Here is a 20,660-nt window from a genome sequence, read left to right as displayed (position 1 = left end):
CCGTTGGACTACGGAGGCATGCGTGCGGCTCCCGGGATTCGAACCCGGAACATCCACTTTCTGAAAGTGGTCTCTCTGCCTGTTGGAGTAGAGCCGCAGGATTTCGCGAGGTGGCGTCACTCGCGGCGGCTCGGCCGGGTCTACGGGGAGACGGGATACCGGCCGGGGCGGGCGTGCGACGCCGAGGGCAGTCGAAGTCGATACTGCTCCAGAGCCATGGCCGGTCCTCCTCCCAAGATCTCGTGTCACCGTCTTGGACGGGCTGACGTCGTCTACGGTGCCATCCCCGGGAAACCGCCGCAACGGGTTTTCCGGCGGCTACTCGTCCGGCAGGGCGGCGCCGAAGGCGACCAGCGCCCAGAACGCGACCATGATCCAGCCCAGCGCGATCCCGGTGACCGCGAGACCCATCCCGCGTTCACCCGAGCGGCGCACCCGTACCCAGGCCATATGCCCGGCGACGATCGCCGGGATGGACGGCAGCCCGCAGGTGATCAGCCCGACCGCGCCCATCGAGACCGCGTAGATGGCGAGGCTGTTCATCGGCGGCTTGGCGTGCGGATCGGTGTGCGGATGGTGCGTGGGCGCGTACCCGTGCGGCGGCGCCATGGGGGCGTAGGCGTTGTGGCCCGTGGGCTGCTGGTAGGCGGCGGGACGGGCGGCGATCGCGTCGGCGTACCGGTTCCAGGTCTCCGCCTCGGCCGTGCGGCCCTGCCCGTTGAGGAGCACGGCGAGGTTGCGCATGGCGGCCGGGTCTCCGGCCTGGGCCGCCTGCCGGTACTGCCGCTCGACCAGCGCCTCCGCCTCTCCCGCGGCGAGCGCCGGGGCCGGGCCGCCGTCCCCGGGCTGCGTCGGAGGCCGGTCGGGGGGCCGGGTGTGCCGCTGAGCGGGGGGCGGGGCCCGTTGGGCGGGCGCCCTGGACGGGGCCTGCGCGGGCTCCTGCCGTACCCCGCTGGAGATGAGCCCGTCCAGCAGGGCCTGGGCGGACGGGCGCCGTTCCGGGTCTTTGGTGAGCGCCGCGCGGACGGCGCCGAGGAGCGAGCCGTCCAGCCCGCTCAGATCCGGCTCGCCGCTCACGATCTGATGGATGATCGCCGGGATCGAGTTGCCGCCGAAGCACGGTCCGCCGCGCGCCGCGAACGCCACGGTCGCGCCCCAGGCGAACACGTCGGACGCCGCGGCGGCGCCCCGTCCGTCGAGTTGCTCCGGTGCCATGAACGCGGGCGTGCCGACGATGCCGCCGGTCGCGGTGAGCCTCGTCCCGTCGAGGGAGCGGGCGATGCCGAAGTCGATGACCCTGGGCCCGAACGTCGACAGCAGCACGTTGGCGGGTTTCAGGTCGCGGTGGACGACGCCGGCGTCGTGGATGGCGGTCAGCGCGGTCGCGATCCCGACCGCGACGGCCTCCAGGTCGGCGCCCCGGAGCGGGCCGTCCTTGGCCACGGCGGCGTCGAGGCTCGGCCCGTTGACGAACTCGGTCACCAGGTAGGGCGGTTCGGCGGCGGGGTCGGCGTCCAGGACCGGCGCCGTGCAGAACGGCCGGACCCGCTGCGCCGCCGACACCTCGGCCCGGAACCGCGCCCGGTACTGCCGGTCGGCGGCGAACTCCCGCCTGATCACCTTGATGGCGACCTTGCGTCCGGTGCCGTCCAGCCCCGCGTACACCGTGCCCATCCCGCCCTCGCCGAGACGGTCCACGATCCGGTACCGGCCGATGCGTTCCGGCAGGTCGGGCTGCGACACGGGACGTTCTCCTCAGGGCGGGGCCAGGCCCCCCAAGCCTGGCACATCCGGACGGCGACCCGGCCCGTACCGCGCGAATGTGATCAGCCGGGTTCGCCGGGGGACGGCAGGACCGGTAGCACGATCAGCAGCGAGGCGGCCGCCGACGGGTGGTAGACCGGCGGGATCGGTGCCACGGCCCCGCTCCATGCAGCCCGGACCTCACTCCTCGATCAGGACTGCCTGGAAGAGCCCGCAGCGTTGAGGAACGAGACGTACCGCGCCCTGGCGGCCCTGCGTCAGGGGGCGATGTAGTCGGCGAGGTGCCGGCCGGTGAGGGTGGAGCGGGCGGCGACCAGGTCGGCGGGTGGGCCCTGGAAGACGATCTGGCCGCCGTCGTGGCCGGCGCCGGGGCCCAGGTCGATGATCCAGTCGGCGTGCGCCATCACCGCCTGGTGATGCTCGATGACGATGACCGACTTGCCCGAGTCCACCAGCCGGTCCAGCAGCCCGAGCAGCTGCTCGACATCGGCCAGGTGCAGGCCGGTGGTCGGCTCGTCCAGCACGTACACCCCGCCCTTGCCGCCCATGTGGGTGGCCAGCTTGAGCCGCTGCCGCTCCCCGCCCGACAACGTGGTCAGCGGCTGCCCCAGGCTCAGATATCCCAGCCCCACGTCGGCCAGCCGTTCAAGGATCTTGTGCGCGGCCGGTGTGCGCGCCTCACCGGTGCTGAAGAACTCCTCGGCCTGGGCCACCGACATCGCCAGAACCTCGCTGATGTCACGGCCGCCGAAGCGGTACTCCAGCACCGACGCCTGGAACCGCTTGCCCTCGCACTCCTCGCAGGTGGTGGCCACCCCGGCCATCATCGCCAGATCGGTGTAGATCACCCCGGCACCGTTGCAGTTGGGGCAGGCACCCTCGGAGTTGGCGCTGAACAGCCCCGGCTTGACCCCGTTGGCCTTGGCGAACGCCTTGCGGATCGGGTCCAGCAGCCCGGTGTAGGTGGCCGGGTTGCTGCGCCGCGACCCGCGGATCGCGGTCTGATCGATCGACACCACCCCGGCCCCGGCCGGGATCGACCCGTGGATCAGCGAACTCTTGCCCGACCCGGCCACGCCGGTGACGACGGTGAGCACCCCGAGCGGAACATCGACGTCGACGTCCCGCAGGTTGTTGGCGGCGGCGCCGCGGATCTCCAGCGCGCCGGTGGGGGTGCGGACGGTGTCCTTGAGGGCCGCCCGGTCGCCCAGGTGGCGGCCGGTGATGGTGCCGCCGTCCCGCAGTCCTTCGACGGTGCCCTCGAAGCACACGGTGCCGCCCGCGGTGCCCGCGCCGGGACCCAGGTCGACGACGTGGTCGGCGATCGCGATCGTCTCCGGCTTGTGCTCGACGACCAGGACGGTGTTGCCCTTGTCCCGAAGCCGCAGCAGCAGGTTGTTCATCCGCTGGATGTCATGGGGGTGCAGGCCGATGGTGGGCTCGTCGAACACGTAGGTGACGTCGGTGAGCGAAGACCCCAGGTGGCGGATCATCTTCACCCGCTGCGCCTCACCGCCCGACAGCGTCCCCGCCGGCCGCTCCAGCGACAGGTAGCCCAGCCCGATCTCCACGAACGACTCCAGCGTCCGCAGCAGCGTGGCCAGCAGTGGCCCCATCGACGGCTCGTCCAGTCCGCGCACCCACTCGGCCAGGTCGCTGATCTGCATCGCGCAGGCGTCGGCGATGTTGATGCCGCCGATCCGGGACGAGCGGGCGGCCTCGCTGAGCCGGGTGCCGCCGCAATCGGGGCAGTCGGTGAACGTGACCGCCCGGTCCACGAACGCCCGGATATGCGGCTGCATCGCCTCCCGGTCCTTGGACAGGAACGACTTCTGGATCTTGGGGATCAGCCCCTCGTAGGTGAGGTTGACGCCGTCCACCTTCACCTTCACCGGGTCCTTGTAGAGGAAGTCGTTGAGCTCCTTCTCGGTGAACTCGCGGATCGGCTTGTTCGGGTCGACGAAGCCCGACTCGGCGTAGACCCGCACCGTCCAGAAGCTGTCCGACTTCCAGCCGGGGATGGTGAACGCGCCGTCGGCGAGCGACTTGGAATCGTCGTAGAGCTGGGTGAGGTCGATGTCGGTGACCGAGCCGCGGCCCTCGCAGCGCGGGCACATGCCGCCGGTGACGCTGAAGTTGCGCCGTTCCTTCGTGGTCTTCCCGCCGCGCTCGAACGTGACCGCGCCCGCTCCGCTGATCGAGGCGACGTTGAAGGAGAAGGCCTGGGGCGAGCCGATGTGCGGGTCCCCTAGGCGGCTGAAGAGGATGCGCAGCATCGCGTTGGCGTCGGTGGCGGTGCCGACGGTGGACCGGGGGTCGGCGCCCATCCGCTGCTGGTCGACGATGATCGCGGTCGTCAGCCCGTCGAGCACGTCGACCTCGGGCCGCGCCAGCGTCGGCATGAACCCCTGCAGAAAGGCGCTGTAGGTCTCGTTGATCATCCGCTGCGATTCCGCGGCGATCGTGTCGAACACCAGCGAGCTCTTGCCCGAGCCGGAGACCCCGGTGAACACCGTCAGCCGGCGTTTCGGGATCTCGATGCTGATGTCCTTGAGATTGTTCTCGCGCGCGCCGTGCACGCGGATCAGATCGTGGCTGTCGGCAGGGTGCTGCACCGGTGACTGCGTGTCCGTCCTCGTGTCCATGCTCATCGTGTCTCCATCTATTGGGGCAGGACAATCAAGCTATACGCGGTCGGTGACCGCTGCTTCTCGATTCCTGACCGGCCTGGCCACCGCGATCCCCGCGACTCTTCCGTCAGCACATACTTACGAGTATGGTCTCCGTACTATGGAGTATGGAGAGGACGTCGTCCGTCGTGCGCGGGAGCTGGCACCGGTGCTGAACGAGCGGGCCCGCGCGGCCGAGGAGGCGCGGCGGCTGCCCGACGAGACCATCGCCGACCTGGCCGGGACCGGCCTGTTCACGATGCTGGTGCCCAAGCGGTTCGGCGGCGGTGGACTCGGGTTCGAGGCCATGGTCGCGGCGTGCCGCGAGATCGGGGCGGGCGACGCCTCGGCGGGCTGGCTGAGCGTCATCTACACGCTGCACAACTGGATGATCGCCCTGCTTCCGGAGGAGGCGCAGCGGGAGGTCTGGGCGGACCGCCCGTACGCGCTGGTGCCGTGCACGCTGGCGCCGAACGGGACCGCCGAGGCCGTCGACGGCGGCCACCGCGTCACCGGACGCTGGTCGTGGGGCAGCGGGGTGATGCACGCCGACCACGTGATGGTCATGGCGCTGGTCACCGTGGACGAGTCGATCGAGCCGAGGCTGTTCCTGCTCCCGCGCGCGGACGCCGAGGTCCACGACGTGTGGCACACGAGCGGGATGCGCGGCACCGGCAGCAACGACATCGAGATCAGCGACCGGTTCGTGCCGGCGCACCGGTCGGCGCCGCTGGCCGACCTCACCGAGGGCAGGTCGCCCGGGTCGCGGATTCACGACGGGGCGATCTACCGCATTCCACTCGTCCCGGTGTTCGCGCTCACCGGGGCCGCACCCGTGCTGGGCGTCGCCGAGGGCGTCCTCGCCCGGTACGCCGAGCGGATGCAGGACCGGGTCATGGCCTACACCGGCGTGAAGCAGCGCGATCTGATGAGCGGCCAGATCCGGCTGGCCAGGGCCACCGCGGACCTCGCCGCCGCCCGCCTCATGCTGGAGGACGCGGTACGCCACGTGATGGAGACCTACGAGTCGGGCGGACGTTTCGGAATGGCCGAGCGCGCCCGTTCCCGGCTGGTGGCCGCGCATGTGGCGGGCGTCGCCCGGACGGTCGTGAACGAGCTGTGCGCGTCCGGCGGTGCGAGCGTCCAGTTCACCGACTCGCCGTTCCAGCGTGCGCAGCGGGATGTGAACACGATCTCGTCGCATGTGGTCTTCGACGCCGACGCGACGTACGCCCTGTACGGCAGGACCGTGCTGGGGATGGACCCCGACCCGATGACACTGGTGTGACGAAGTGACCCGCGAGGACACGAAGAGCCGGACGAGGGTCGCCCGGCGGGACTGGATCGAGGCCGCCTACCAGGAGCTGGCGCGGGCCGGCGAGCGCGGCGTCGGGATCAACGCGCTCGCCGCGCGGCTGGGCGTCACCAAGGGCAGCTTCTACTGGCACTTCAAGGACCGGTCCGCGCTGATGGGCGCGCTGCTGGACCGCTGGGCGCACGAGCGCACCGACGAGATGCTGGCCCTCACGCTCGGCAGCACCCCCGATCCGCTCGAACGGCTCCGGCGCATCCAGGCGCTGGGCCGCGAGGTGGCGCCGATCGACCGGGCGATGCGGCTGTGGGCCCAGCACTCCCCGGAGGCGGACGAGGCGGTACGGCTCGCCGACCGGGCGCTGCTCGGCCACATCACCCGGTGCCTGGACGGGCTCGGCCTCGCCCCAGGCGACGCCCGCCTCCGCGCGCTGCTGATGCTCCGCGCGTGGGTCGGCGGCTACCTCGTCCCGTCCCCGGACGGTGAGGCGCCCGGCGGCGACTCGTCCGACCGGACCCTGGAGATCTTCCTGGCGAAACCCGCCGGTTCCTGATCTCTGACCGAATCTGCCGGTTCGGTCTTGCGTCCGGCCCCGCCCTGAACGGTAGTCTGGACACGTGTCCAGAACAACCGATCGCTTGCTTCTGCTGGACGGGCGGCTGACCCCGAGCGCGGGGGGCGGCGCCTTCGAGACCATTGATCCCGCCACCGAGGAGGTGCTCGGCACCGCCGCCGACGGCACCCACGACGACATGGACCGCGCGATCGGCGCCGCCCGGCGCGCGTTCGACGAGACCTCGTGGGCCACGGACGCCGGGTTCCGCGTCCGCTGCCTGCGGCAGCTCCGGGAGGCCATGCGGCGGCGCTCCGACGAGCTGCGCGAACTGACGATCAAGGAGGTGGGCGCGCCGCGGTTCCTGACGTTCGGGGGCCAGCTCGACACGCCCGTGGACGATCTGGGCTGGTTCGCCGGGCTCGCCGAGTCCTACGAGTGGGAACGCGACCTCGGCCGGGCCGAGCCGATGGGGATGCCCAGCAACCGGCGGATCCGCCGGGAGGCCGTGGGCGTCGTCGGCGCGATCACCCCGTGGAACTTCCCGCACCAGATCAACCTGGCGAAGCTGGGTCCGGCGCTGGCGGCGGGGAACACGGTGGTGCTCAAGCCCGCGCCCGACACGCCCTGGTGCGCTGCGGTCCTCGGCGAGATCATCGCGGCGGAGACCGACATCCCGGCGGGCGTCGTCAACGTGGTCACGTCGTCCGATCACGGGCTCGGCGCCCAGCTCGTCCAGGACCCGCGCGTCGACCTGGTGACGTTCACCGGGTCCACGGCGACCGGACGGAACGTCATGGCGAGCGCGGCCGCCACCCTCAAGAGGGTCTTCCTGGAACTCGGCGGCAAGTCGGCGTTCATCGTGCTGGACGACGCCGACCTGAAGTCCGCCTGCTCGTACGCGGCGTTCTCCGGGATCGCCCACGCCGGGCAGGGCTGCGCGATCACGACCAGGATCCTCGTGCCCCGCGAGGACTACGACGAGGCCGTGCAGATCACGGCCCGGTCGCTGGCGAAGCTCGGCGCCGGCGACCCCGGCGACGACCGGACGATCTGCGGTCCCGTGATCTCGGCGAAGCAGCGTGACCGCATCGAGGGGTACCTGGAGCTGGCCGTGAAGGAGGGCGGATCGTTCGCCTGCGGCGGTGGCCGCCCGGCCGGCCGGGAGAAGGGCTTCTGGATCGAGCCGACCCTCATCACCGGGCTGGCGAACGACTCCCGGACGGCCCGCGAGGAGATCTTCGGCCCCGTCCTGGTGATCATGCCGCACGACGGCGACGACGACGCGGTCCGCATCGCGAACGACTCGCCGTACGGGCTGTCGGGCGCGGTCCACGGCGGCGACGCCGAGCGGGCGCGGGCGGTCGCGGCGCGGCTGCGCACCGGGACGGTCAGCGTGAACGGCGGCGTCTGGTACAGCGCGGACGTCCCGTTCGGCGGCTACAAGCAGTCCGGCATCGGCCGCGAGATGGGCGTGGCCGGGTTCGAGGAGTACCTGGAGACCAAGGCGATCGCGGAGGGCACCACATGAGGTTCGAGGGCAGGGTCGCGGTCGTGACCGGCGCCGCGCAGGGCATCGGAGAGGCCTACGCGCGGGCGCTGGCGTCCGAGGGCGCGTCCGTGGTCGTCGCCGATGTGGACGAGCGCGGGCAGGCCGTCGCCGACGACGTCAAGGGCGCGTTCGTGCGGACGGACGTGTCCGACCCGGCGTCGGTGGAGGCGATGGCGGCGGCGGCCGTGGAGCGGTTCGGCGGCATCGACCATCTCGTCAACAACGCCGCCATCTTCGGGTCGATGAAGCTGGACTTCCTCTTCACCGTCGACTGGGACTACTACAAGAAGTTCATGTCCGTGAACATGGACGGCGCGTTGCTGTGCGCGCGCGCCTGCTACCCGCACATGCAGGCTCGCGGGGGCGGTTCGATCGTCAATCAGTCGTCCACGGCCGCGTGGCAGTACTCCGGCTTCTACGGGCTGGCCAAGGTCGGGGTCAACGGGCTCACCCAGCAGCTCGCGCATGAGCTGGGCAGCATGAACATCAGGGTGAACGCCATCGCGCCCGGTCCGATCGACACCGAGGCCAACCGCACGGTCGTCCCGGGCAACATGTCCCAGAAGATCGTCAAGGACAAGATGGCGCTGAAGCGGATGGGATCTCCCGACGATCTCGTCGGGATGTGCCTGTTCCTGCTGTCGGACGAGGCGGCCTGGGTGACCGGGCAGATCATCAACGTCGACGGCGGCGAGGTGTTCAGGTCATGAGCGAAGCGAACCGCAAAGTGCGGGAAGGCGACCCTCCGCAGGGAGCGCGCATGAGCGTCGGGTTCATCGGGCTCGGGCAGATGGGCGCGCCGATGGCGCGGCATCTCACCGGCGGGGGCCTGACCGTCTTCGATACCCGCGCCGAGGCGGCCGCGCCGCTGGTGAAGGCGGGCGCGCGGGCGGCGAAGAGCGTCGCGGAGGCGGCCGCGCACGCCGACCTGGTGTCGATCATGGTGCGGGACGACGACCAGGTGATGGAGGTGGGCGAGGAGGTCCTCGCCAGCGCCCGCCCGGGGACCGTCCTCGCGATCCACTCGACGATCCGCGCGGGGACGGCCGAGGAGCTGGCCGGGAAGGCGCGCAAGTACGAGATCGAGGTCGTGGACGCGCCGGTCAGCGGCGGGTTCATGGGGGCGAGCGCGGGCAGCCTCGCCGTCATGGTCGGCGGGACGGACGAGGCGTTCGAACGCTGCCGGGAGCCGTTCGGCGCCTGGGCCGGCCTCGTCCTGCACATGGGCCCGGTCGGCGCGGGCACGCGCACGAAGCTGGCCCGCAACCTGCTGCACTTCGTGTCGTTCACCGCGGCGGCGGAGGCGCAGCGGCTGGCGGAGGCGTCGGGGGTGTCGCTGCGGAAGCTGGGGCGGGTCGTCCGGCACACCGACGCGATCACCGGCGGCGCCGGCTCGATCATGCTGCGGCCGACGACCGCGCCGATGCAGCCGGACGACGACCTGTACGACATCCTGCGGCACACGCGGGACCTCGGCGAGAAGGACCTGTCCCTGGCCCTGGAGCTGGCCGGTGAGCTGGGAGTGGACGCGCCGTTCGCCCGCCTCGCCCTCGAACGTTTCGGCACCGGGCTCGGTCTGACGGGAGGCACCGGATGACGGAGAGCGAACCGCCGAGCGAGCGGCGCGAACGCGGCCTGGAGATGATGCGCCGGGTCTACGGCTGGGAGATCGGGGACGCGCCCGGCGACTTCTTCGGCATCACCGTCGACCACCTGTTCGGCGACATCTGGACGCGTCCCGGGCTGAGCATGCGCGACCGGCGGATGCTCCTCATCGGCGTCCTGGCCGGTCAGGGGCTCAACGACGTCCTCGACATCCAGATCCCCGCGGCGCTGGCCAACGGCGAGCTGTCGCCGGACGAGCTGCGCGAGACCGGCATCTTCCTGACGCACTACATCGGCTGGCCCCTCGGGTCCCGGCTGAGCGTCCAGATCGACACCCTCATCGCCAAGCACGAGAAGCGCATCCGGAAGGAAAAATCAGACTAAGTCTGGATTCTGGGGAACCGGAGGTCCGGTGCGAGCGTCCAAGACCCATGCGTGGTCGCGTCTTCGCTCCGGCTACGACGATGCTGCTCCTGGCCGGGTCGGCGGGATGCACCGGGTCTCCCGGCGCCCCGGACCCGCCGAGTCGGGCACCGTCGATACGGCTCGTCGCCTACGACGGCTGCGATGCCCTCCACAAAGAGCTGCGCCAGGCGACGGCCGACAGGGTCGGCCCGTTCGGGCTGGACGACATGCCCGTGCATGGTCTGCCGGAGGGCGACACGGCCCTGCGCAAGGGCCCGCAGGCGGCCGAGGCGGCCCCGGCGCAGCCTCCGCGGCATTCCACCACGAACGCGCACGAGCGGGGCGCGGACGAACCCGACCTCGTCAAGACCGACGGCCGCAGGATCGTGACGCTCGCCGGCGGAGGTCTCACCATCATCGATCCCGCGACGCGCAAGATCACGCACACGCTGGACCTGCCGGGATCCGGCGACCACGGCGACGGGCAACTGCTCCTCAGCGGCGACCGCGTGCTCGTCCTGGACGAGCGGTCGCCGATGATCCCCCTCCCCCGCCCGGCAAGGCCGGGAAGCGAAAGCTCACCCGCGCCGCCGACGTCCAGGCCGCAGACCCCCAGGCCCACGACACGCCTGACGCTCGTCGACGTCTCCGGCGCACCGAAGATCGTCGGCACCATGACGACCCACGCCGACTACCTGGACGCCCGCCAGAGCGGCTCGACGGTCCGGGTCGTGATGAAGTCCGAGCCCGACATCCACTTCCCCGGCGGCGAGGGCGGGAAGAAGGCCGCCGAGGCGAACAGGCGGGCCGTGATAACGGCGCCGCTCGACGCGTGGCTGCCCGCCTTCCAGGTGGACGACGGGAACGGCGGCCCGGCGAAGCAGTACCGGACGCCCTGTGACCAGGTCAGCCGGCCGTCCTCGTACGCGGGTTCGAGCATGTTGAGCGTGCTGACGTTCGACCTGTCCAAGGGGCTCGGCGACCCGCAGGCGATCGGCGTCACCGCCGACGGCACGACCGTCTACGGCAACGGGAAGAGCCTGTACGTCACCGGCACTTCCGCGAAGCCGTCCATGTGGAGGTCGCCCAAGAAGAGGCCTGAGCAGCGCACCGACGTCTACAAGTTCGACGTCAGCGGCAAGGGACGTCCGCGCTATGTGGCGTCGGGTTCGGTCAAGGGCTCCCTGCTGAACCAGTACTCCATGTCGGAGCACGAAGGGAAGCTGCGGCTGGCCACGACCACCGGCCAGTTCGCCCGCGGGGAGAAGCCGTCGCAGAGTTCGGTGTACGTCCTCGCACAGGACGGCGCTCGCCTCAACGAGATCGGACGCATCGACGGCCTCGGCAAGGGCGAGCGGATCTACTCCGTCCGGTTCATCGGCGCCACCGGCTATGTCGTGACGTTCCGGCAGACCGACCCGCTGTACGTGCTCGATCTGAAGGACCCGCGCCGCCCCCGCCTCACCGGCGAACTCAAGATCACCGGCTATTCGGCGTACCTGCATCCCACCAAGGAGGGGAGACTCCTGGGCATCGGCCAGGACGCCGACCTGTCCGGGCGGACGAACGGCCTCCAGGTGTCGCTCTTCGACGTTTCGGGCGAGCCTCGCAGGATCAGCGACTACAAGCTGCCCGGAACGACGGCCGAGGCGGAGTTCGAGCCGCACGCCTTCCTGTACTGGCCGGACTCCGGTCTCACCGTCATCCCCGTGAACGGCCGCGGCGACGGAGGCGGTGAGGCGCTGGCGCTCAAGGTGACCGGCTCGTCCATCACCAAGGCCGGGAACGTCCGGCATCCCGGCGAGTATCGCGGCACCGGCATCCGCCGTTCGCTCATCGTCGGAGGCGCCCTCTGGACGTTCTCCAGCCAAGGCGCCCGCGCCACCGAGGCGGCGACGCTCAAGAACACCGCGTGGCTGCCGTTCGACTAGTTCGGCGGGTTCGGCCGGTTCGATCGGAGCGAGTCAGCGCAGGCCGGTGGAGCGCTTGACGGCGGTCTGGATGAGCCGGTCGACCAGCGCCGGGTAGCCGAGCCCGGTCGCCGCCCACATCTGCGGGAACGCCGACGCCGGGGTGAAGCCCGGCATGGTGTTGATCTCGTTGAGGATCCAGCGGCCGTCCGGCGTGTGGAAGAAGTCCACGCGGGCGAGGCCCTCGCAGTCGAGCGCGTCGAAAGCCTGGACGGCGATGCGGCGGACCTCCTCGATCCGCGCGGCCGGCAGGTCCGGCGGGATCGCCATGCTGGTGGCCCCGTCGAGGTACTTGGTCTCGAAGTCGTAGAAGTCGTGGTCGCCCGCCATCAGCACCTCGGCGGGCAGGCTCGCCTCGGCCGGGCCGTCGTCCACGCCCTGCAGGACGCCGCACTCGATCTCGCGGCCCTCGACCGCGGCCTCCACGATGACCTTCGGGTCGTGCTCGCGGGCCGCATCGACCGCCGCCTCCAGGTCGGCCTCGTCGGTGACGCGGGTGATGCCCATGCTGGACCCGGCCCGGGCCGGTTTGACGAACACCGGCGTGCCGGTCGCCAGCCCGAGCTCCTTGATCTCGTCGATCTTGCCTTTGCGTTCGCGCCGCCACTCCCGGTCGCCGACCAGGACGTACGGGCCGACGGGCAGGCCGCGCGCCTGCCAGACGAGCTTCATGAATCCCTTGTCCATGCCGACCGCGCTGGCCAGCACCCCGGCGCCGACGTAGCGGACGCCCGCGAGGTCGAGCAGCCCCTGGATGGTGCCGTCCTCCCCGTAGGGGCCGTGCAGCAGCGGCAGCACCACGTCGACGTCGCCGAGCGTCTCCGGGACCTGCCCCGGCCGGACGACCATCAGGCCGCGGTCGTCGGGGTCGAACGGCAGCGCGAGGACGCCGCCGCTGCCGGTCACCTCCGGCAGCCGGCCGTCCTCGATCGCGAGCCGCAGGTCCCCGGGCGGCAGCACCCAGCGTCCGTCGCGGGCGATGCCGATCGGCACCACCTCGTACCGGTCCCGGTCGATGGCGGCCATCACGGCCCCCGCGGTGACGCAGGAGATCGCGTGCTCGGAGCTGCGTCCGCCGAAGACGACGGCCACGCGGATCTTCGAAACCTGGGACATGACGTCCGACCCTATCGGTGATCAGCCCGGGTCGGCCACGAGCGATCCGGGCGCGGCGGTCCCGCCGGTGCGGCCGTCACAGCCCGTACCGTTCGGGCTTGGGGGAACGCGAGATCAGCGAGATGGCCGCCTCCTTGATCGGCATGCCGTGGTGCAGGACGGCGGTGACCGCCTCCGTGATCGGCATCTCCACGTTGTGCTTGCGGGCCAGCTCCATCACCGCCTCCGACGACTTGACGCCCTCGGCGGTCTGCTTGGTGACGGCGATGACCTGCTCCAGCGTCATGCCGCGGCCGAGGTTCTCGCCGAACGTCCGGTTGCGCGACAGCGGCGACATGCACGTCCCGACCAGGTCGCCCATCCCGGCGAGGCCCGCGAAGGTGTGCTCGTCGGCGCCGAGCGCCGCGCCCAGCCGGGCGATCTCGGCGAGGCCGCGGGTCATCAGCAGCGCCTGCGTGCTGGCGCCGAACCCGAGCCCCACGGACATGCCCACGCACAGCGCGACGATGTTCTTCACCGCGCCGCCCAGCTCGCAGCCGACGACGTCGGTGGAGGTGTAGACGCGGAAGTACGGCGTCATCGTCGCGGCCTGGAGGCGCTGCGCGGCGCCCTCGTCCGCGCAGGCCGCGACCGCCGCGCCGGGTTCCCCGCCCGCGACCTCGCGGGCCAGGTTCGGGCCGCAGAACACCCCCACCCGTTCCTCGGGGACGTTCGCGACCTCGCCGATGACCTCCGACATCCGCCGGGACGTGCCGATCTCGACGCCCTTCATCAGGCTGACGAGCACCGCGTCCGGCGGCAGCAGCGGCACCCAGGCGCCGAGGTTGCGCCGCAGGGTCTGCGCCGGGACGGCCAGCGCCACGAAGTCGGCGCCCGCCAGGGCCTCCGCCGGGTCCAGCGTCGCGCGGACCCCCTCGGGCAGCGTGACGCCGGGCAGGTAGTCGGGGTTCTCGTGCCGCTCGTTGACCGCCTCGACGACCTCGGGGCGGCGCCCCCACAGGACGACCTCGCCGCCCGCGTCGTTCAGCAGCTTGGTGAACGTCGTCCCCCAGGACCCGGCCCCCATGACCGCGGTGCGCAACGTCACGAGCCGGCCGCCTTCGGGTCGCCGGTGCCCGGCCGCGCCGTCTCTGGCACCGCGGGCTCGAACGCCTCGGCGGCCGCCCGGCGCCGCTGCTCCAGCACCTTGTGGTGGTCGTAGCGTTCGCCGGGCGGCTCCTGGCCGCGCAGCTCGCCGAGCAGTCCGATGATGGCCGCCATGATGTCGTCGGTGGCGGCCCGCAGCGTCTCCTTGGTGAGCGGCAGGCCCTCGTACTCCGACAGGTCGACGGGCGGCCCAGCGATCACCTTCATCGTCTTGCGCGGGAACGGGTGGAAGCCCTTCTTCAGGCTTCCCGCCAGCCCCGTACGCTCGCCCTTCCGGTACGGCATCAGCTCGTGCGCCCCCCAGTTCGCCACCGGGACGACCTTGGCGCCCGTCTTCAGCGCCATCCGCGCCACCCCCGTCTGCCCGGTCATGGGCCACAGTTCGGGGTCGCGGGTGCAGCTGCCCTCCGGGTAGAACATCAGGCACTCGCCGTCCAACAGGGCCTTCTCGGCGTCCTTCAGGGCCATGGCCGCGTCGGCGCTGTCGCGGTAGACCGGGATCTGGCCGGTGCCGCGCAGGATGTTCCGGACGAAGCGCACGTCGAAGAGCGTCGACTTCGCCAGGTACACGGGATAGCGGCCCGACTCGTACACGAAGTGGGCGAGCGCGAGGGGATCGGCCTCGGAGATGTGGTTCGCGGCGATGATGACGCCGCCCTCCCCCGGCACGTTGCCCCGGCCGCGCCAGTCCCGCTTCAGCAGCCCCTTCAGCAGCGGGCGCAGGATGACGATCGTGAGCTTCCGCCACCCGGGCGAATACCCGTGGCTCATGCCCGTCCCCTCCTCACTCCGTCCCCCAGGCGAACGCGGGGTGTCCCGTCCCCAACGAACGCGGGGTGTCCATAAGTGTCGCGGGTGCGTGCGCATAGTGTCGAGTTGCCATGTCTACCGCAGAGTTCTCCCAATGGTCCCTCGTCGTGCCGGTGAAGGTGCTGTCCCGGGCGAAGACCCGCATGTCCGCGGCGGCGGGCCCGCATCGCGAGTCCCTCGCGCTCGCGGTGGCGACCGACACGGTCGCCGCGGCGCTGCGCTGTGACCGGGTCCGCACCGTGATCGTTGTCACCGACGATCCTCTCCCGGCCGCCGATCTGGCCGCCCTCGGCGCCCTGGTCGTGCCCGACGTGCCGGACGCCGGGCTGAACCCGGCGCTCGTGCACGGCGCCGGCCGCGGCCGCGAGCTCGCCCCCGGCACCGGCGTGGGCGCACTGTCGGCAGATTTGCCCGCTTTGCGATCTGATGAACTCGCGCGCGTCCTCGACGCCGCCGGCCGGGCGGCCGAGGCGTTCGTCCCGGACGCGGCCGGTGTCGGCACCACCCTGTACACGGCCCGCCCCGGCGTCCCGTTCTCGCCCGCCTTCGGCGGCGACTCCCGGGCCGCCCACCGCGCCCGCGGCGCCCGCGAGATCCTCCTTCCCGGCATCGACAGCGTCCGCCGCGACGTCGACACCCTCGAAGACCTCCGCGCCGCCCTCGCCCTGGGCACCGGCCCGCGCACCACTGCCGTCGCCTCCCGTCTCCCGGCTTTCGCCTAGGGTTCGGTGTATGCAGGGGACGGTGAAGGACTTCGACGCTTCGACCCGGTCGGGAAGCGTGCTGCTCGATGACGGGACGGAACTGCCGTTCGACGGGGAGGCGTTCGCGGCGGGCGGGCTGCGGATGCTGCGGCTCGGGCAGCGGGTGAACCTCGCGATGGACGGCGACCGGATCTCGGTGGTGACGCTGTCGACGTTCCCGCTTCCGTCGACCTAGAGGCTGCCGCACGCAGCGCCCGGGACCTCTTGGCACGGTCCCGGGCGCTGGTGCGGTGCGGCTACTTCTTTCCGGCCACCAGGTTCTTGAAGTCCGCGCCGGCCTTGAATTTCGGAACGGACGTCGCGGGAACCTCGATGGTCTTGCCCGTTGCGGGGTTGCGGGCCGTACGGGCAGGCCGGTCGGCCTTCTCGAACGAACCGAACCCGGTGATCGCGACCTTGTCGCCCTTGGCGACCGCGGTCTGGATCGCCTCCAGGATGGCGTCGACGGCCTCGGCTGCGGCCTTCTTGCTGCCCAGCCGGTCAGAGATGGCGTCGACCAGCTCACGCTTGTTCATGGGTTACTCCTCTAGTTCCCCCCTTGCCCGAACGAAACTAAGGGACCCTCAGCATGGACACAATCACCTGCACGCACGAGTTGGCGTGTCGCTGGCGTTTTTGTCGGCCTCGCCCCCGTCTCGCCGGGTGACCGGACCGGATCCGGCCACTGCGCACGCTAACCGACGTCGGGCGTCTCTTGGAAATCGGCGAGGAACGTCTCCAGCCTGCGGGCGGCCAGCCCGGCGTCCCTTTTCGCCAGATCGGTGATCGCCAGCAGGTGCCGGATGAGCCGCTGCCGGGTCTCGGGCGGCAGCGGCGCGACGGCCCGGTGAGCGTCACGCAACTGCCGTGCGAGCAGGGTCAACGCAGGATCGTCCCACTCGGGTCCACTCCACGGGACCGCGCTCAATGTGATGCCCCCAAAGGTCGGACGGGTCGTCGCACAGGGAATTCTCCCCCGTCGCCGCCCGCGCCCGTCCACCCGGGGCCGCAAAAGGCCCGGATCGCCGTCCACGACGGCGATCCGGGCCTTGAGACGCGCTACAGCGTGACGGGGAGCCAGGGGGTGCGGTTCGACTCGAAGTCGTTGATCGCGTCGGCGTGGCGGAGGGTGAGGCCGATGTCGTCCAGGCCCTCCATGAGCCGCCAGCGAGTGTAGTCGTCGATCTCGAACGAGGCGGTCCGGCCGTCCCAGCGGACCTCGCGGTTCTCCAGATCGACGGTGATCTCCAGGGCGGGGTCCTCCTCGATCCGGCCCTGGAGGTCCTCGACCTGCTCGCCCGTGAGGACGACCGGAAGCAAACCCATCTTGGTGGAATTATTACGGAAGATGTCCCCGAAGCGCGGCGCGATGACGACGCGGAAGCCGTACTGCTGCAGGGCCCAGACGGCGTGCTCGCGGGACGAGCCGGTGCCGAAGTCCGGCCCGGCGACCAGGATGCCCGCGCCGTCGTACTGCGGCTGGTTCAGGACGAACTCCGGGTCCTCGCGCCAGCCGGAGAACAGGCCCTTCTCGAAGCCGGTGCGGCTCACCTGCTTCAGCCAGACGGCCGGGATGATCTGGTCGGTGTCGACGTTGCCGCGGCGCAGCGGGACCGCGCGGCCGGTGTAGGCGGTGAACGCTTCCATCGTGGTTCCTTACAGGTCGGCAGGGGCGGTGAGGCGGCCGGTGACGGCGGTGGCGGCGGCGACGGCGGGCGACACCAGGTGGGTGCGGCCGCCGGGCCCCTGCCGGCCCTCGAAGTTGCGGTTGGACGTGGAGGCGCTGCGCTCGCCGGGCGTGAGCTTGTCAGGGTTCATCGCCAGGCACATCGAGCAGCCGGCCTCGCGCCATTCGGCGCCGGACGCGGAGATGACCTCGTCCAGGCCCTCCTCCTCGGCCTGCTTCTTGACCCTCATGGAGCCGGGGACGACCAGCATGCGGACGCCGCCGGCGACCTTGCGGCCCTTCAGGACGCCCGCGACGGCGCGGAGGTCCTCGATGCGGCCGTTGGTGCAGGAGCCGACGAAGACGGTGTCGACCTCGATGTCGCGCAGCGGCGTCCCGGCGGTCAGGCCCATGTACTCCAGGGCGCGCTCGGCGGACTGGCGCTGGGCGGGGTCGTCGTAGGACGCCGGGTCGGGCACGGCGTCGCCGAGCGGCAGGCCCTGGCCCGGGTTGGTGCCCCAGGTGACGAACGGGGTCAGCTCGGCCGCGTCGATCACGACCTCCTTGTCGAAGACCGCGTCGTCGTCGGTGCGCAGCGACGTCCAGTACTCGACGGCCTTGTCCCAGTCCGCAGCGCCTTCATTTTGGGGGGACGCCCCCCCGGCAACGGCGTTTGAGGGCGCGTGCGGGCGGCCCTTGAGGTACTCGAACGTGGTCTCGTCCGGCGCGATCATCCCGGCGCGGGCGCCAGCCTCGATGGACATGTTGCAGACCGTCATGCGGCCCTCCATCGACAGCGACCGGACGGCCTCGCCGCGGTACTCGATGATGTGGCCCTGGCCGCCGCCGGTTCCGATCCGCGCGATGACCGCGAGGATGAGGTCCTTGGCGGTGACGCCCTCGGGCAGCGCGCCTTCGACGGTCACGGCCATCGTCTTCGGCTGGACCTGCGGCAGCGTCTGGGTGGCGAGGACGTGTTCGACCTCGCTGGTGCCGATGCCGAAGGCGAGGGCGCCGAACGCGCCGTGCGTGGAGGTGTGCGAGTCGCCGCACACGACGGTCATGCCCGGCTGGGTCAGGCCGAGCTGCGGGCCGATGACGTGGACGATGCCCTGCCCGTCGTCGCCCATCGGGTGCAGCCGGACGCCGAAGTCGGAGCAGTTCTTGCGCAGCGTCTCGACCTGGGTGCGCGACACCGGGTCGGCGATGGGCTTCAGCAGGTCCGTCGTCGGGACGTTGTGGTCCTCGGTGGCGATCGTCAGGTCGGGGCGCCGGACGGGGCGGCCGGCCATCCGCAGCCCGTCGAACGCCTGCGGGCTGGTGACCTCGTGGACGAGGTGCAGGTCGATGTAGAGCAGGTCCGGCTCACCCTCGGCGCGCCGTACGACGTGCGCGTCGTAGACCTTTTCGGCCAGTGTTCGGCCCATCACTCCCACCTCACCTGTAATGATCGTCGGCGCCCGGTGCTGATCGCAGGTGCGCCGTGGTCCGGGTCACCTCGACTTGCATCTCAAATTTCGAGACGGCAGTATCAAGACATGGACAACTCTAGCGGAGTCGGCGTACTTGACAAAGCCGTTCTTGTTCTGAATGCGCTGGAGGCGGGCCCCGCCTCGCTCGCGCAGCTCGTCCAGACGACCGGGCTGGCCCGCCCCACGGCCCACCGGCTGGCCGTCGCGCTGGAGCACCACCGCCTCGTCCACCGCGACACGCAGGGGCGTTTCATCCTCGGGCCGAGGCTCGCCGAGCTCGCCGTCGCGGCGGGCGAGGACCGGCTCCTCGCGATCGCCCAGCCCATTCTCGCCCACCTGCGCGACCTCACCGGCGAGAGCGCCTCGCTCTTCCGCCGCCAGGGCGACGTCCGGGTCTGCGTGGCCGCCGCCGAACGCACCAGCGGCCTGCGCGACACCATCCCGGTCGGCGCCGCGCTCCCCATGACGGCGGGTTCGGCCGCGCAGATCCTGCTGGCCTGGGAGGAGCCCGACCGGCTGCACCGCGGGCTGCGCAACGCCAAGTTCGAGGCCGCCACGCTCGCGTCCGTCCGCCGCCGGGGCTGGGCGCAGAGCGTCGGGGAGCGCGAGCAGGGCGTCGGCTCGGTCTCCGCCCCGATCCGCGGCGCCGGCGGACGGGTGATCGCCGCCGTGTCGGTGTCCGGCCCCCTCGAACGCCTCAGCCGCTCCCCCGGCCGCCTGCACGCCGCCCCCGTCGCCGCGGCCGCCGAGAAGATCTCCGAGGGAATGCGCCGCACCGCGTCCTGATCCACTCGGCCACCGCGAGCCGCACCCTCCCGAGGACGACGAGCTCGCCGCCGCGGTGGCCGCCGCCCGCGATGCCGACGCCGCCGTCGCCGACCCGCGCACCGTCGTGGTGGTGAACGCGGGCGCGCCCGTCCTGACGCCGTGGCGGGACGAGGTCGCCGCCGTCCTGTGGGTGTGGCTGCCGGGCCAGGAGGGCGGCGACGCGATCGCCGGCGTCCTCACCGGTGCGGCTCGCGGGCTTGGCCGTCGCCGAGGCCGCCCCCGGCGACGCGGTGACGGTCCGCATCCGGCTGGACGGGCGCGTCCTCGCGGCGGCCGGCGACCTGGAAATCACCGCAACCCGGACAGACATTGGATAGTGCCGGTATCTAATCGGGCCACCCGGATAGCGTTAAACGTCCGGTCAAGGGGGTGCAACGGTGCAGATCTCCGAGCTCAGCGATCGCAGTGGCCTGACGGTCCAGACGATCAAGTTCTACATCCGGGAGGGCCTGCTCCCGAAGGGCTCGGCGGTGAGCGCGACCCGGTCGGAGTACGGCGCGCGCCATCTGGAGCGGCTGCGGCTGATCAACGCGCTGCGCGAGGTCGGCGACCTGCCGGTCTCGGCGATCCAGCAGATCATCGCGGCCATCGAGGACGAGCGCGTCAGCCTGCACGAGCTGTTCGGCACCACCCAGTACGCCATCGGCCCGCACGTCGCGGCGCCGCACGACCCGCACTGGCGCGCCGCCCGCGAGGACGTCGACGCCCTCGTCCGCGAACTCGGCTGGACCGTCGGCGACCGCGCCCCGGCCCGCGATCTTCTCGCACACACGTTCGTGGCGCTGCGCCGCCTCGGCTTCCCGATCACGCTCAAGGACCTGCGGCCGTACGTGAAGGCCGCGACCGAGGTCGCCGAGCACGAGATCGGCAGGGTCGCCGAGGGGACCTCGCGCGCCCGGACCGTCCATTCCCTGCTGGTCTCGACCGTCCTGTACGAACAGGTTCTGACGGCCCTGCACCGTCTGGCCCAGGAGGACGCCTCGTCCCGCCGCTTCGACCGGACCTGAGCCCGGCCTGAGTCATGCGCGCCGCGCATGGCTCCTCTGCCG

At 71.5% G+C, this 20,660-nt stretch carries 20 protein-coding genes, 1 tRNA gene and 1 pseudogene; 12 read left to right on the top strand and 10 right to left on the bottom strand.

Annotated features, from left to right (window positions below; all coding sequences use genetic code 11):
• Positions 1-23: 23 nt before the first annotated feature.
• The 3 genes from ACTWPP_RS32040 to ACTWPP_RS32030 form a co-directional block, all read right to left on the bottom strand.
• Positions 24-97: transfer RNA gene (locus tag ACTWPP_RS32040), tRNA-Leu, on the bottom strand.
• A gap of 221 nt (positions 98-318) precedes the next feature.
• The gene (locus ACTWPP_RS32035) at positions 319-1,743 is read right to left on the bottom strand and encodes a protein kinase domain-containing protein (RefSeq protein WP_443108124.1); all 1,425 of its coding nucleotides are present in this window, start codon (positions 1,741-1,743) and stop codon (positions 319-321) included.
• A gap of 278 nt (positions 1,744-2,021) precedes the next feature.
• The gene (locus tag ACTWPP_RS32030) at positions 2,022-4,415 is read right to left on the bottom strand and encodes an ATP-binding cassette domain-containing protein (RefSeq protein ID WP_443108123.1); all 2,394 of its coding nucleotides are present in this window, start codon (positions 4,413-4,415) and stop codon (positions 2,022-2,024) included.
• Between the two features lie 139 nt (positions 4,416-4,554).
• On the opposite strand from ACTWPP_RS32030, the gene ACTWPP_RS32025 reads away from it, so the two are divergent.
• The 7 genes from ACTWPP_RS32025 (at position 4,555) to ACTWPP_RS31995 (ending at position 11,791) form a co-directional block, all read left to right on the top strand.
• A complete protein-coding gene (locus ACTWPP_RS32025) occupies positions 4,555-5,721 on the top strand; it encodes an acyl-CoA dehydrogenase family protein (protein WP_443108122.1) in 1,167 nt (388 codons plus the stop codon).
• Between the two features lie 4 nt (positions 5,722-5,725).
• Entirely contained in the window at positions 5,726-6,298 is a 573-nt protein-coding gene (locus tag ACTWPP_RS32020) for a TetR/AcrR family transcriptional regulator (RefSeq protein WP_443108121.1), read from the top strand.
• A 64-nt stretch (positions 6,299-6,362) separates the two neighbouring features.
• Positions 6,363-7,829 carry an aldehyde dehydrogenase gene (locus tag ACTWPP_RS32015; RefSeq protein ID WP_443108120.1) on the top strand — a complete coding sequence of 489 codons (1,467 nt, stop codon included), beginning with the start codon at positions 6,363-6,365 and terminating at the stop codon, positions 7,827-7,829.
• A complete protein-coding gene (locus ACTWPP_RS32010) occupies positions 7,826-8,560 on the top strand; it encodes an SDR family oxidoreductase (protein WP_443108119.1) in 735 nt (244 codons plus the stop codon). The genes ACTWPP_RS32015 and ACTWPP_RS32010 overlap by 4 nt, the downstream gene beginning before the upstream one ends.
• A gap of 50 nt (positions 8,561-8,610) precedes the next feature.
• A complete protein-coding gene (locus tag ACTWPP_RS32005; protein WP_443108118.1) occupies positions 8,611-9,447 on the top strand; it encodes an NAD(P)-dependent oxidoreductase in 837 nt (278 codons plus the stop codon).
• A complete protein-coding gene (locus ACTWPP_RS32000; protein ID WP_443108117.1) occupies positions 9,444-9,839 on the top strand; it encodes a carboxymuconolactone decarboxylase family protein in 396 nt (131 codons plus the stop codon). The genes ACTWPP_RS32005 and ACTWPP_RS32000 overlap by 4 nt, the downstream gene beginning before the upstream one ends.
• 80 nt (positions 9,840-9,919) lie before the next feature.
• Entirely contained in the window at positions 9,920-11,791 is a 1,872-nt protein-coding gene (locus tag ACTWPP_RS31995; protein WP_443108116.1) for a beta-propeller domain-containing protein, read from the top strand.
• A 33-nt stretch (positions 11,792-11,824) separates the two neighbouring features.
• Here the strand turns inward: ACTWPP_RS31995 and ACTWPP_RS31990 are convergent, their stop codons facing one another.
• The 3 genes from ACTWPP_RS31990 to ACTWPP_RS31980 all read right to left on the bottom strand — a co-directional run bounded on the left by ACTWPP_RS31990 (position 11,825) and on the right by ACTWPP_RS31980 (position 14,863).
• Entirely contained in the window at positions 11,825-12,946 is a 1,122-nt protein-coding gene (locus ACTWPP_RS31990; RefSeq protein WP_443108115.1) for a D-alanine--D-alanine ligase family protein, read from the bottom strand.
• A gap of 76 nt (positions 12,947-13,022) precedes the next feature.
• Positions 13,023-14,012, bottom strand: a complete 990-nt coding sequence (locus ACTWPP_RS31985) for an NAD(P)H-dependent glycerol-3-phosphate dehydrogenase (protein WP_443108215.1) — start codon at positions 14,010-14,012, stop codon at positions 13,023-13,025.
• A 17-nt stretch (positions 14,013-14,029) separates the two neighbouring features.
• The gene (locus ACTWPP_RS31980) at positions 14,030-14,863 is read right to left on the bottom strand and encodes a lysophospholipid acyltransferase family protein (RefSeq protein WP_443108114.1); all 834 of its coding nucleotides are present in this window, start codon (positions 14,861-14,863) and stop codon (positions 14,030-14,032) included.
• 110 nt (positions 14,864-14,973) lie between these two features.
• Here ACTWPP_RS31980 and cofC point away from each other — a divergent pair, with 110 nt between their 5' ends.
• Together cofC and ACTWPP_RS31970 are read left to right on the top strand one after the other, a co-directional pair.
• Complete coding sequence (gene cofC / locus ACTWPP_RS31975; protein ID WP_443108113.1) at positions 14,974-15,624, top strand: 2-phospho-L-lactate guanylyltransferase; 651 nt, start codon at positions 14,974-14,976, stop codon at positions 15,622-15,624.
• 10 nt (positions 15,625-15,634) lie between these two features.
• A complete protein-coding gene (locus ACTWPP_RS31970; RefSeq protein ID WP_443108112.1) occupies positions 15,635-15,841 on the top strand; it encodes a cold-shock protein in 207 nt (68 codons plus the stop codon).
• A gap of 61 nt (positions 15,842-15,902) precedes the next feature.
• Here the strand turns inward: ACTWPP_RS31970 and ACTWPP_RS31965 are convergent, their stop codons facing one another.
• From ACTWPP_RS31965 to leuC, 4 genes are all read right to left on the bottom strand, one after another.
• A complete protein-coding gene (locus ACTWPP_RS31965) occupies positions 15,903-16,181 on the bottom strand; it encodes an HU family DNA-binding protein (protein ID WP_026403810.1) in 279 nt (92 codons plus the stop codon).
• Between the two features lie 158 nt (positions 16,182-16,339).
• A complete protein-coding gene (locus ACTWPP_RS31960) occupies positions 16,340-16,528 on the bottom strand; it encodes a hypothetical protein (protein WP_443108111.1) in 189 nt (62 codons plus the stop codon).
• Between the two features lie 176 nt (positions 16,529-16,704).
• Complete coding sequence (gene leuD / locus ACTWPP_RS31955) at positions 16,705-17,292, bottom strand: 3-isopropylmalate dehydratase small subunit (protein WP_443108110.1); 588 nt, start codon at positions 17,290-17,292, stop codon at positions 16,705-16,707.
• 9 nt (positions 17,293-17,301) lie between these two features.
• On the bottom strand, positions 17,302-18,738 hold the full coding sequence (gene leuC / locus ACTWPP_RS31950; RefSeq protein ID WP_443108109.1) for a 3-isopropylmalate dehydratase large subunit: 1,437 nt from the start codon (positions 18,736-18,738) through the stop codon (positions 17,302-17,304).
• Between the two features lie 111 nt (positions 18,739-18,849).
• Between leuC and ACTWPP_RS31945 the strand changes: the two genes are divergently transcribed.
• The 3 genes and pseudogenes from ACTWPP_RS31945 (at position 18,850) to ACTWPP_RS31935 (ending at position 20,618) form a co-directional block, all read left to right on the top strand.
• The gene (locus tag ACTWPP_RS31945) at positions 18,850-19,569 is read left to right on the top strand and encodes an IclR family transcriptional regulator (protein ID WP_443108108.1); all 720 of its coding nucleotides are present in this window, start codon (positions 18,850-18,852) and stop codon (positions 19,567-19,569) included.
• A gap of 49 nt (positions 19,570-19,618) precedes the next feature.
• Positions 19,619-19,804, top strand: a pseudogene (locus ACTWPP_RS31940) (glycoside hydrolase family 3 C-terminal domain-containing protein); the annotation flags it as partial.
• A 184-nt stretch (positions 19,805-19,988) separates the two neighbouring features.
• Entirely contained in the window at positions 19,989-20,618 is a 630-nt protein-coding gene (locus ACTWPP_RS31935; protein WP_443108107.1) for a MerR family transcriptional regulator, read from the top strand.
• Positions 20,619-20,660 lie beyond the last annotated feature (42 nt).

Source organism: Actinomadura sp. 3N407, assembly GCF_052245875.1.
In the GTDB taxonomy this organism is placed as follows: Bacteria; Actinomycetota; Actinomycetes; order Streptosporangiales; family Streptosporangiaceae; genus Spirillospora.
Note: the sequence above shows the minus strand (reverse complement) of the source record. Positions and strands in the feature narration are given on the sequence as shown.

Coding starts and splice junctions, on each gene's coding strand:
- ACTWPP_RS31965 (WP_026403810.1), bottom strand. CDS start 16,181: ATGAACAAGCGTGAGCTGGTCGACGCCATCTCTGACCGGCTGGGCAGC.
- ACTWPP_RS31995 (WP_443108116.1), top strand. CDS start 9,920: ATGCTGCTCCTGGCCGGGTCGGCGGGATGCACCGGGTCTCCCGGCGCC.
- ACTWPP_RS32030 (WP_443108123.1), bottom strand. CDS start 4,415: ATGAGCATGGACACGAGGACGGACACGCAGTCACCGGTGCAGCACCCT.
- ACTWPP_RS31980 (WP_443108114.1), bottom strand. CDS start 14,863: ATGAGCCACGGGTATTCGCCCGGGTGGCGGAAGCTCACGATCGTCATC.
- ACTWPP_RS32000 (WP_443108117.1), top strand. CDS start 9,444: ATGACGGAGAGCGAACCGCCGAGCGAGCGGCGCGAACGCGGCCTGGAG.
- ACTWPP_RS31990 (WP_443108115.1), bottom strand. CDS start 12,946: ATGTCCCAGGTTTCGAAGATCCGCGTGGCCGTCGTCTTCGGCGGACGC.
- ACTWPP_RS31970 (WP_443108112.1), top strand. CDS start 15,635: ATGCAGGGGACGGTGAAGGACTTCGACGCTTCGACCCGGTCGGGAAGC.
- leuD (WP_443108110.1), bottom strand. CDS start 17,292: ATGGAAGCGTTCACCGCCTACACCGGCCGCGCGGTCCCGCTGCGCCGC.
- ACTWPP_RS31945 (WP_443108108.1), top strand. CDS start 18,850: ATGGACAACTCTAGCGGAGTCGGCGTACTTGACAAAGCCGTTCTTGTT.
- leuC (WP_443108109.1), bottom strand. CDS start 18,738: ATGGGCCGAACACTGGCCGAAAAGGTCTACGACGCGCACGTCGTACGG.
- ACTWPP_RS32025 (WP_443108122.1), top strand. CDS start 4,555: ATGGAGTATGGAGAGGACGTCGTCCGTCGTGCGCGGGAGCTGGCACCG.
- cofC (WP_443108113.1), top strand. CDS start 14,974: ATGTCTACCGCAGAGTTCTCCCAATGGTCCCTCGTCGTGCCGGTGAAG.
- ACTWPP_RS31985 (WP_443108215.1), bottom strand. CDS start 14,012: ATGGGGGCCGGGTCCTGGGGGACGACGTTCACCAAGCTGCTGAACGAC.
- ACTWPP_RS32010 (WP_443108119.1), top strand. CDS start 7,826: ATGAGGTTCGAGGGCAGGGTCGCGGTCGTGACCGGCGCCGCGCAGGGC.
- ACTWPP_RS32005 (WP_443108118.1), top strand. CDS start 8,611: ATGAGCGTCGGGTTCATCGGGCTCGGGCAGATGGGCGCGCCGATGGCG.